At 42.9% G+C, this 12,098-nt stretch carries 9 protein-coding genes; all 9 read right to left on the bottom strand.

Annotation, left to right across the window (positions count from 1 at the left end):
- Positions 1 to 188: 188 nt before the first annotated feature.
- Positions 189 to 1,013 carry a metallophosphoesterase family protein gene (locus BM210_RS03300; protein WP_091164320.1) on the bottom strand — a complete coding sequence of 275 codons (825 nt, stop codon included), beginning with the start codon at positions 1,011 to 1,013 and terminating at the stop codon, positions 189 to 191.
- A 98-nt stretch (positions 1,014 to 1,111) separates the two neighbouring features.
- Positions 1,112 to 1,921 (bottom strand): histidinol-phosphatase, encoded by an 810-nt coding sequence (locus BM210_RS03305; RefSeq protein WP_091164321.1) that lies wholly within the window; start codon positions 1,919 to 1,921, stop codon positions 1,112 to 1,114.
- A 331-nt stretch (positions 1,922 to 2,252) separates the two neighbouring features.
- Entirely contained in the window at positions 2,253 to 3,578 is a 1,326-nt protein-coding gene (locus BM210_RS03310; RefSeq protein ID WP_091164322.1) for a sulfatase-like hydrolase/transferase, read from the bottom strand.
- Positions 3,575 to 5,323: a beta-glucuronidase gene (gene uidA / locus BM210_RS03315; RefSeq protein WP_091164323.1), complete on the bottom strand. Its 1,749-nt coding sequence runs from the start codon at positions 5,321 to 5,323 to the stop codon at positions 3,575 to 3,577. The genes BM210_RS03310 and uidA overlap by 4 nt, the downstream gene beginning before the upstream one ends.
- Positions 5,324 to 5,374: 51 nt before the next feature.
- Positions 5,375 to 6,943, bottom strand: coding sequence for a response regulator transcription factor (locus BM210_RS03320; RefSeq protein WP_091164325.1), 1,569 nt, complete (start codon positions 6,941 to 6,943; stop codon positions 5,375 to 5,377).
- Positions 6,943 to 8,703, bottom strand: coding sequence for a cache domain-containing sensor histidine kinase (locus BM210_RS03325; RefSeq protein ID WP_091164326.1), 1,761 nt, complete (start codon positions 8,701 to 8,703; stop codon positions 6,943 to 6,945). Before BM210_RS03325 ends, BM210_RS03320 begins: the two co-directional genes overlap by 1 nt.
- 105 nt (positions 8,704 to 8,808) lie before the next feature.
- Positions 8,809 to 10,131 carry an ABC transporter substrate-binding protein gene (locus BM210_RS03330; protein WP_091164327.1) on the bottom strand — a complete coding sequence of 441 codons (1,323 nt, stop codon included), beginning with the start codon at positions 10,129 to 10,131 and terminating at the stop codon, positions 8,809 to 8,811.
- 97 nt (positions 10,132 to 10,228) lie between these two features.
- Positions 10,229 to 11,065 (bottom strand): carbohydrate ABC transporter permease, encoded by an 837-nt coding sequence (locus tag BM210_RS03335; RefSeq protein ID WP_091164328.1) that lies wholly within the window; start codon positions 11,063 to 11,065, stop codon positions 10,229 to 10,231.
- Positions 11,066 to 11,091: 26 nt separating this feature from the next.
- Entirely contained in the window at positions 11,092 to 12,033 is a 942-nt protein-coding gene (locus tag BM210_RS03340) for a carbohydrate ABC transporter permease (protein WP_256223218.1), read from the bottom strand.
- Between the last annotated feature and the right edge of the window lie 65 nt (positions 12,034 to 12,098).

Raw genomic sequence — 12,098 nt, forward strand, 5'->3', positions numbered from 1 at the left:
ATTGCACTTTTTATCCTTGATGGCAAACAATAATAGGTACAAGCAGTAAATTCAATAGTATTAGTCAACTTTGCCTCAAAGAAGTCTTTAACTATTCGTAAGCCATGCAACGCAAAAAAAGAGCCCGCTACCCTATTCGAGTAGCAAAGCTCTTAATCGATTTTAGTAAATTTAGCAAGGTACGAGATCTATACCATCGACTCCCAGTTACGATCACTTTCTTCGCCTGCTGCATATTGGGTCGGTCTAAAGTAGCCCATAACGTCTACAATCGATACAGCTGCTTCAAGACGCTGCGGATTCATTAAATCGATCATGGAAATAGATAGTTTGCCTTCGTTTAATTCGATCATTCGAAAACCTAGAATGTCGAGACATGCAGCCGTCTGTATGAAGCACCATTGCTCCTTTTGAACAATGGAATTGATGTGATTATGCCCACATATATAGGCTCCGATGCCTCTTTTGGCAGATAAAACGGACCACATGTCAAATTCCGGATGAATTGCGTGCATCGGCTTATCCGATAATTGAGTAGTTCCATCTAAAGGATGATGACCGAATACAATCATCGTTTTTTCACCGGATTGTTGGATCAGCTTTTTCAGCCATACCATCTGCTCTTCATCTATTTCACCACCAAAATCTTCCATATTCATCTCTTTGGTCGTATCCAGAAATACGAGTATGGCATCTTCTGTATCGATGGCACTAAAACGCTGCTGGCCTGTAATTCCCAAAATTTCATGCTTAGGCAGTGATACGGTGTCATGATTGCCCAGTACGTGAACAAATCTCCTATTTGCGGAATGGTTATGGATAGCTTTATAAACAAATTGCAATTCATCTGCCCGGCCTTCATTGGTAAAATCACCAATTGAAATATGGTAATCCGCGTCAACATCCAAAAACTCTTCCAGTAAACCTCCAAAGAATTGATCACGAACCGTATGCAGCTCCGCTTTGTTTTGCATGCAAGGGTAATGGAAATCTCCCATAATTGCCAGTTTCATCGTATAGCCTCCAATTTTATATGATAAAATGGTAGTTCGGACAACTAATGAATGACGTTAAGGCATCTGTAGGACCCCAGTTGATGATATTTTTTTAGCTATAGGAGAACTTTCTGCATCTGCTTCTTTTTGTAATAAACCCAATGCTTGAATCCAATTTCCTTTAACTTATGGCTTACCTGATCCCAATCATCGGCAACCCGCTCCGGAATATGTGCGTCCGAACCAAATGTCACATCAACCCCATAAAACAAGGCACGTTCCAGAATCGAATCGGATGGATACCAGCCGCCGCAATCTTTTGTTTTTCCGGAGGTATTGATTTCAATAGCAACCCCGCATTCGGCAATGACCTGCAGTGTGGTGTCAACAGCAGCTGTAGGAATATCGGAAAATTCGGGATAAAAACCTTTCATCGCATCGATATGCCCGAGAATTTGAAATATGCCGCTGCGCGCAGATTGACTTATCAAATCGTAGTAAATATTTTTATGAGATACTTGAACTTCGTGGGTAAGCCCGTCCCAGCGTCCTTTATGAAAAATGCTCACACCGTCGGTCCAGTGAACCGAGCCTATAATATAGTCGAACGGGTATTGCGCATACACATTCCGATACAAATCTGCATATTGAGGGAAAAAGTCAGATTCGACGCCGAGCAGTACATCGATTTTGTCCTTATATTCTTCCTGTAATCGAAGTACCTCTTCAATATAATTAGGAAATTCACTTTTGGGCATCGCGATGGTCGGATATTCATGATCGACAGCGCTTCCGAAGAATGGGGAATGATCGGATATACCTACAACGGATAATCCTCGATTAATGGCGGATTCAATATAATCACGGATTACACCTTGAGCATGTCCGCATCTTTCATGATGCATATGTAAATCGAATTTTGTCATCTGTCATTCACTCCATCTATGCATGATTTTCAACAATTGATTTAACAAGTTCCAAATGGTCTGTCGTTAGGTATTAAGACAATATGATCTAAAGCAAGCAGCTTGATTAGAAGTTAATGTGTTTTCGATGTACTTTTGCGGATATCCTTTGTGAGCTATTCCTCTTATTTTCAAGTCATCAACACCTCCCGATATAATGGACATATGCTCAAAAATGATTAAATTGACCATTTTATTTTAACATGGTTCCAACATGATGACAACGTAATTTACTAATGATTACAGCAAAAAAGAGCCTACCACCCTACTTCAGTGGTAAGCTCCCTAGACCTTATTCGAACTTCAATTCCTTAGCCCGCAAACGAAACTGCTCCACTTGTGATGCATACAGTGGATCTTCGATATAATTGACAGTTTCCTCCGGGTTGCGCTGCAGATCGAATAACACCTCCGGCAGATCAGAGCCGTAGAACTGGTATTTCAAATGATCCCGTTTGATCATTAGGTTACATCCGTTAAATTGCGAGATCGTCTCGTTATCCCAACTTTCTGCTTCACCGGATAGCAGCGGAACGAGACTGCGGCTGTCCAGGCCATTAGGTGCAGGAATACCGGACAGCTCGCATAGTGTTGCGAATAGATCGCATAGATTAACGTTTTCCTCTACAATCTTGCCACCGCCGAACGAGTTCGGATAGCGAATAATAAGCGGTACCTTTACGCTCGCATCGAAGAACTTTTGTTTTTCCCAAATCCCATGTTGGCCGAGCATTTCTCCGTGATCTGAAGTATAGATAATAATCCAGTCATCCAACTGCTGACCGACATGCTCAAGCGCACGCAATACTTGACCATACTGATCATCGATCGTTTCAATCATCCCGTAATAAGCTGCTGTTGCCCTCAACAGCTCACGCTCCGATACATCCTCTCCAGGCTTAACTGTACGCTGACCTAAGAAAGGATGCTTGAACACCTCTTCATTTACATAAGACTTTACCCTATTTAAATAATAGGTGAATTTCTCTTCGCTTGTAAAATACGGGTAATGAGGCTGCAGCAGGCTAACCTTTAACAGCAGCGGCATCTTTTGTTCACGGTCGTAGTACGAGCTGCAGAAATAATTTTCGATGAATTGCACCGCACACTGCACGGACATTTCATCGTGAGTGACACACGGCCCTCGCCCTACTCCAGAGCGGTAAATTTCTTTGGCATCCGTCCACTTGAAGCCCGATTGTACATACCGATTATGTTCCGACTGTACTTTGTCGTCTAGAAACGATGGGGAAATTTCCATATCCCCATAAAGACGGTTCGTCCATCCCTGCATTTGATCCGTCCCCATATGATGCAGCTTTCCGCTGACTACGGTCTTGTAACCATATTGAGCAAGTCTGCGGGAGAATGTCATATGTCCTGGAGCCAAGTCCTGTCCATATATTTCACAGCCGGTAGTTCTTGGAAGCTGTCCTGCCATCATGCTTTGTCTGGATGGGATGCAGATGGGAGCGGGGGCATATGCATTACGGAATACGGTACCGGTTTGTGCTAACGCATCTAGATTCGGAGTCCGAATGACTTCATTTCCAGCAAATCCGGTTACATCGGCACGATGCTCGTCGCTCATCAAGAATAAGATGTTGGGTCTTTTCATTGCTTCCAAAGCTCTTTCAGCTTATGCGCCGCAAGCTTCGGCTGACGATCACGGGTAAAAATCCCCTTGCGGTTCACTACAACTCTTGAAGGAGTCTGACTCGTCTTGAAATCGGCGAAGGACCATACATGAGCCCCAATTGTATACGGCTTGCTTCTAATGATCTCATATTGGCGGCAGGTCATCTCCGCCTGATATTCCTCAGAGAACAGCTCCGGCGGGTCCACATGCACACCAGCCACCGCATCTGCGCCGAATTCCGTTATCATGACAGGTTTGCCCAGCAGTTCATAGCAACGATCCAGTTTGGCGTCTAATACGCGGCAGCCTTCATCCAGACGGCCTGCCTGCTCATACCAGCCGTAATATCGGTTAATGCTTACGAAGTCATAATGCTTGAGCGCCACATCCTCCTCCACATCAAGGCAATTTATAATTGTAATTGGTCGTGAATCATCCAAAGACTTAGCATGGTCATAGAGAGACTTATAGAAAGCATCCGCCTCTGGAACGAATGTATCGCCTTCATTAGCCAAGCTCCACGCGATAATGCACGGATGGTTGATGTCACGTTCCACCATTTCTGTAATAACCCTCTGGGCCTTATCCCGTATTGCGTTCCCTTGATAGTGACTGCGTACAAATCCTACGAAAGGGGTTTCTCCGATAACGAGCAGCCCTTTCCGGTCAGCATAGTGCAGAAACTCATCGCTATATGGGTAATGGGATGTACGGATCGAATTGGCTCCAATCCAATCCAGTAAATTAAAATCCTTCGTTAGAACAGCAGGATGAACTCCCTTACCAAGAACTGGGAAATCCTCATGCATCCCGAATCCGGTTAGAAACAGCGGTTTACCGTTAAGTAATAGCTTCGTTCCCTCAATCACAACGGTTCGTATACCAAACTTTTGCACATATTGGTCTACCATGGCTCCCTGGTCATCCATCAACTGAACTTCCAATTCATACAAGAAAGGATCCTCCGGACACCACAATCTGGCTTGGGACACTCTGAGGCAGCCCTCGATCTCCACATCAGCTTCATTTGCTGTAAGCTTACGGTTTAAGCTGGAGTCTGTCCCTCTAATGCTGACACGGCACGTTCCGCTAATCTTATTTTTCATCGTAATGCGAACGTTAACCTCTCCATCGCTGCCTGATAGTTTCGTAGATGTGTGAATGTTCTGGATGTAGGAGTCTGGAGTCGTAAACAAAAGAACAGGGCGATTAATGCCTCCATATGGAAAAAAGTCATAATAATTACTAGGATATTGCCCTTTAAAGCCTATAATCATCTCATCCTCTGGAACAGCGCCTGGAGGAAGACGATCCGGCATAATTCTGGCGTCAACACGAATGGTAATGCGGTTTGGTCGATCAAATTTAATAAACTCCGTAATTTCAAACACAAAGGGAAGATGTCCGCCTTCATGCTGACCAACCTCAATGCCATTCACCCATAAGGTAGATAAGTAGTTAGCCGCGCCTACTCGCAGCCATATTTTTTCAGATTGAGCATGTTGGGGAATCTCAACCTCCCTCTCGTACCAGCCTGTCTCGAAGAAGTACATCAGGTCCTGGTACTGCTCGTTCCAACTAGCCGGAACCGCGATTTCACGGTCGCTCTGTAATCCCGTATGCCATCCCTGCTCTTCACCATCATTATGATGATCGGCAGCAAATTGCCAAAACCCATCTAAAGAAATAAGCATCCTCGATGCTGTTAATTGCGGATAAAGCATGTTCTTTTCCTCCAACTTTTACAGCTCGTTTATGAGCCTTATTAGCTTGTCCTACCTATAGTCCTTGGGGCTTACGCCAACATATTTCTTAAATACTTTAGAGAAATACGTTCGTTCCAAATATCCCAGCTTAAAAGCGACCAATTCGATATTTTCATGATGATTTTTAAGCATATGACAGGCGATTTTCATCTTGTAGCGATGTACATAATCGGTTAAATTCATTCCTGTCTCTTGTTTGAAATACCTGGATAAATAGCTTGGATTCAAAAACAAGTAATCGGCGATATCGACCAAGGAAATATTATCCGTTATGTGTTCGGCAATGTATTGATCAATCTGCAGCAGCTTCGGCTTTCTATCATAAACTACATGTTCTTTGGCCTCATAGAGCTGATTCATTTTTTTCTCTAATAAAAGCAATGCCTCATCGAGCCTTTTACATTTCATTAAAAAGTGGTGAAAACTATCATCGCTCTTATGGTTTCCCTCAAGTTCGAGCACACGAACCCACTGTGAGCATTTAGCGACCAGCTCTCTGGGTTCCAATAGCTGCTTTCGTGCCTTATCCTTCATAACCTTCAGGGCCTGAACAATGCTTTTTTTATCCTTGTCCTTAAAGGCCTGAACGATTTTGTTCCATTCATTTCCGATTGCACTCGTAACATCTACAGACCAGAAATCAGCGCCCAACGCGGGCGTCGTTCCAGAAGAATTATCATTGTAAAAAGCATTGCCGTTCAACTGCTTTAATTTCTTTACTTCCCATTTGATGCTTTCGACACCTTTAACCGGCTGCTCCACCATAATTGAAATATCTATTTTCAAAAATTGTTTGACTCTATCTTTTAGCAAATCCAGATACTGATGAAACATCTCTACCGTATTCAGGCTTAAATTGGGTTGGTAGTTGGCTATACATATAAAATACGACTCAGAGTCCGTAAACGTTGTTGTTTCTATCGAACCGACGGATAGCTCCTGCGCAATATTGCTGATCGCATACAATAGCAGAGACACATCAGAATAACGGTAATCCTCTGGAAAGGAAGAAAAATTCAAGTAACCAACAGAAACTAGAAATTGGGACCCACCCCATTCAAATCCAAGCCTTTTCCCAAAATTGAGTGTTTCTTCGGCAGACGATTCGGACATCACCTGCTGGAAGAAGCGCTCCTTTAGCACATCTTTATTTTTGATCAAATCCTGCTTATAGGATTGCTCGCCAAGCTGCTTCAGCAGCTCTTTCATTTCCAAGGCAGCTTTTTGTAAAGCCTCCTCCAATTGCTCCCGGGTCAGCTCATCCTTAATGAGATAGTCATCAGCGTCAAGCTGAACTGCTTTTCTCGCATAATGGAACTCCTCATGGCACGTAAGGAAAAAGAGCCTGATCTCCGGCTTAATCCGTTTCAGTTCCGCAGCAAGCTCTAATCCATCCATTTGCGGCATACCAATATCCGTTATAACCAGATCCGGATTCGTTTCGCGGAATAGCTGAAGAGCTTTTTTGCCGGAATTGGCCATAGCCGTGATCTCCATACCTAAATCACTCCACGAGACGAGCTTCTTTAAATATTTCATCATGGGAACATCGTCATCGACCAACATGACTTTCAGCATCAATGCCCCTCCTCGCCAAGCAGACTCATCGAATCTTCCGGATTTGCTTGTGTCTGCACAGGGAATCTCACCAGTACGGTTACCCCACCATGTTCGTTGGACTCCAAGCTCATCGAGGAAGTTGGACCATACGTCATTCGCAGCCGCTGAAGTACATTCATCAGGCCTATACTTTTATAAGAGCTAAAGACTTCTTCCTTTGGCCGCTGCAGCCATTCGTTCATTTGATGCATGCGTTCTTCCTCAAGTCCCATTCCGTTATCGGAGATGCTGACGAGCAGCTCTTGATCCTTCAACTTTGTAAAAACCTTTATCCATGGATGCTCAACAGCCTCTTCAAAGCCGTGTACGAACGCATTCTCCACCAAAGGTTGAAGCAGCAGCTTAGGTATTATGAAATCTTCAGTTTCCTTTGCTACATGAACACTAAACTCCAATTGGATGTCGTTTCTCATTTGCATAATATCCGCATAATGGGCAAGCAGCTTGCATTCACTTTTCAGTGTGGTCGGTTCATTAAATTTCATATAAGCTCTTAATAAGCTCATCAAGGAATCAATCTTTTGACTATGATACGTATCGTTATCCAGTATTAAATTACACTTAATCGAGTTCAATGTATTTAACAAAAAATGCGGCCGTATTTGCGAAAACAACGCTTGCAGCTCCATCACTTTGTTCTGCTCTTGCTCCTGCTCAATGTCGGTAATCAACTTGTTAATTTGATCGAGCATCGTATTGAGCGTACTTCCTAAATGACTGATTTCATCCTGCCCCTGTGCTTGGAACTTAATGCTTCGATTGCCGTTACCAAACTCCTTTACACCCTTTTCGAGCTCACGAATCGGCCGATAAAGCCTTCCTGCAACGAAGATCGATATGAGAATAAATAAGATAAAGCACGGTATGATAAGCAATAGCGAAATGTAAAAGGTTCGGGAAATCTCCCCGACAACCTCCTTCTTGGGTGTCTCATAAATGAGCTTCCATCCCGTCTTCTCAATATTGATTTCATTACGGATATTATCATTCAAAGGGTCATCGGCATCTAATGACACTGCTGCATTACCAGCAATCCGGTCTCCCTGTATATCGTAAAGCGCCAACATTCCGGAGTGAATCTGTTGAAATAACTTGTTGAAATATTTATCAGGAATGACCATAACCAGAGTGGCCAGTTCCCGGTGGTTGGCTGGATCCTGAAGCACCCTGGACACAATGTATTCCTGTCGTCCATTAGACCCGCTCTCTACAGTTCCTAACCATTGAAGCAGATTCGGCTTCTCCGGGTGAATCCGTGCTTTGACACTCTCCCATTGCTGCAAAATTTCAACAGGATTGATATCAATGCTTTCCGAAGACTGCACGATAAATCCCTCATTATTGACTAAATACATGAGAATATCCGTATTCATGCTGTTCGCAACTGCGAGACTTAGGAAGTTTTTAATCTGCTGATAAGTAAAATACTCGGCTGAAGTCCCGATCTGTTTCATACTTATGAATTGGCGCAGTTCATTTCTGACAGTTGCATCCTGCACAAAAAAATTGGAAGCATACGTTAACCCATCAATCATTTTCGTGATATCCTTGGCCACAAGCGCGATCACTGACTCGTTACTGAGTCTGATTTTATCCTTAACATTGCTCTGAGTGACCATGTAGTTAATGTAAGTAACAGCGATAGTAGGCAGCAATATCAGCAGCAGAAACGAGATCTGAATTCTTCGATAATACGTAAAGCGTATGATACTGCTCATGTCCGCTTCTCACTCCTCATCATGCTATGCCTCTATCGTAATCCTGTTTACTGCTTACCACAAGCATATAGGACCCCTTTACGGCGTCCTATACGAGGTGTTTCCTTATTTCTTGTTTTGTTGGATAATTTTATCCGCTTGCTGAACCATCCATTTTTGAGCGTCTTCAGCAGAGGTATTGTCGAGCATAAATTTACTGAAGCCATCTTCCATTACTTTCTTCAATTGAGAACCGTAAGGAATGGCGATGTCGCCAGATATGGCTGTTTTAATCCTTTTATCGCTCAGCACGGCATTCAGTGATTCTACATCGACCAAGTTTTTATTGCTTCCATACAAGCTTTCGATCAATGCTTTGGAATCGCCTTTTTTCCAACCTGACATATCAATTCTTCCGTCCTGTACAGTTGTCATATAACGGATAAATTTATAGGCTTCATCCTTGTTTTTGGAGCCGTTGGCAATCGCAAGATAATCGCCTCCGATGTTCGTCAAGCCCGGTTCAACTTGTTTCGAAGAACGTGGCAGCGGCGCAAACACGGTTTTGAAAGTATGCGGATATTTCTCCACATTGCTTACATCACTTAACATGAAGTTTGCACTCATCAGCATAGCCGCTTTGCCTGTAAAAAATTCATTTCGGTAGTTCAATTTTGCACCGATTACGTCCGCCAATGGCTTAGCCGACTTGTCTTCCTTTTCCATCACTCTGCGCAGATCGAAGAAATATTTGAAGGATGCATCATCAAACAACGGCTTTAAATCTTCTTTCACATAAGGATTCGGCTTGTCCGTGTAAGCAATCGGATTCGTATATTCGCCCCAGCTGTGGAAATACGTACCATAACGATCGCCTTTAGTCAGCTTCTTTGCATATTCGCGGTAATCATCCCATGTCCAATCAAATCCCGGAACAGGAAGATTGGCTTCTTTCAATGCATCCTCATTCAGAAGCACAAACCAGTTATTGGAGGTAATCATAGAAGCATAATATTTGCCTTGATATTTCGGATTTACATAATATTCTTCTTCAGGCTTGATGTTATCCTTTGCGTATAGCTCGTCCAACGGAGCAAGTACGCCTAAAGCCGATCTTGCCATCACTTCTTCAATGCTCGGCATTTTTACGACGTCCACCTGTTCACCGGAAGACATCGTAATATCCAGCTTTCTCAAGGTGTCTGAAGCATTGCCGGGAACAAGAGTTATCGGTTCAATTTTTATATTCGGATTCATGCTTTCGTATTTCTCGATCTGTTTCTTCGTAGCCGCAGACAGCACATCTGTATCATAGTTATAATATTTCAGAGTAACGCTAGCTTTTCCTTGGCCGCTTGTGTTTTCTTTCGAATCTTGTGCTCCACAGCCGCTCAATACCGCTACGGCTGCAATAACGCCGCTTAATACAACCATACTTTGCTTTTTCATATGAACTCCCCTTATTTTCGTAAGTATAAACAAATTGTACATCGAGTCCTTATGAATTGATGTGTATTATCTTGTGTATTATGTGCCATTTGTTGACCTAGCCCTTCACTCCGCCGAGTGAAATTCCCTTGATGACATGTTTTTGCAAAATGATAAAAATAAGGATCAGCGGCACAATGGCAGCAAGAGAAGCCATCATAATAACCGAGTAGTTATCTGCATAATCATTACGGAACAACTGCAGCCCGAGTGGAATTGGGTACAATTCTTGCTTGATCAAGAAGATGAGCGGGTTTTGATAATCGTTCCACGACCAGATAAACTTGATAATTCCTACCGTAGCCAAAATCGGTTTCGACAACGGAAGGACGATTTTCCAAAAAATCGTAAAGTAACCTGCCCCATCAATTTTTGCCGCTTCAATATATTCGCTGTGAATAGACAGCATAAACTGACGCAATAAAAACGTAAAGTATACCGAGAAGGCGTTCATTAAAATGAGTCCCTCATGTGTGTTGTACAGGTGCAGCCACTTGAGCAGCATGTACCGAGGTACCAAGGTAGCTTCCGCTGGGATAATCATAAAGGATAAGAGGAGACCGAAAGCGACATTCCTGCCGCGGAATTCCATCTTCGTAAATGCGAATGCCGCCATTGAAGAAAAAATAAGTGTACACAGCGTCATAATGATCGCAAGCTTTAACGAGTTAAAGTAGAACAACGAAAATGGCACTTTCCCGAACCAAACTTCCTTGAAGTTCCCGATAAAATTCCATGATGTCGGTATCCATTGAATTGGATAACTCATCACATCCTGCTCAAATTTTGATGCAGCGGACATCATCCATATCAAGGGTACCAGAAACACAACGGATATGACGGCAAGAATCGCCGTTAAAAGCAGCTTAGATGCGTTCATTCTTTTGGTAAGCATTTTTATCACCTTCTTCTATATGGTTTCTAGGTATTGGATTTATTTTGGATTTTCCATGTAATCATAGTGATCACTCCGACAATAAGGAACAGAACCCAGGATATCGCGGAGGCATAACCCATTCTGAAATTACGGAAGCCTTCATCATAAATTAAATAGACAAGAACCGTGGAAGAATCATTAGGTCCGCCATTGGTCAAAAATGCAATCAAATCAAACACCTTGAACGACGACATCAATAACGTAATAAACAGAAAGGATATCGTAGGTCCGAGCAGAGGCAAGGTTATCTTGAAAAACTGCTGGGTCCGAGACGCTCCATCGATGTCCGCTGCTTCGTACATATCATCAGGAATATTCGATAATCCGGCGATATAAATAATGATTTGGTAACCAATCCCTGCCCAAATCGTAATGATCATGATTGAAATTAAAGAGAAATTAGTGTCAGCCAACCATTTTGGTGGCTCCGTGATACCCATGCTGATCAGAAATCGGTTGATCGGCCCTTGGGAAGGGTGATATAAGGCACTCCATACCGCTCCCAACGCGACGATAGAAGAAATGTACGGAATGAAAAAGGCAACTTTAAAATATTCCTTTCCATACACTTTAGAGTGAATAATGACTGACAGGATTAGCGCCAGGATCATCCCGACCGGCACCGTAACAATCGTAAAGATCGCATTATTCTTGAGAGCCATGTAAAACTTTTCATCTGTAAACAGCGTTTTGAAGTTATCCAGTCCGACGAAATTAATGGAAGATAATCCCCCGACCAGATTCCAATCTGTAAAGCTCAAATATAACGAAAAAACCAGCGGAAATAAGCTTAGCACCAAGATGCCAATAAATTCCGGGGTAAGAAACAACCAGCCAATTAAGGCATCTTTACGACTGTTGTTCCAAAATTTCTTGGGCTGTACAGCTCCCGCTGCTCCAGTGATGTCCCCTTTATGATTAGTCAAATTGCTCACCTCAACTATGGATTGTCTTTGTGTTATAAATATAAGAGGTTCTAGCATATATAGCC

The organism is Paenibacillus sp. 1_12, assembly GCF_900114475.1.
GTDB lineage: Bacteria > Bacillota > Bacilli > Paenibacillales > NBRC-103111 > Paenibacillus_S.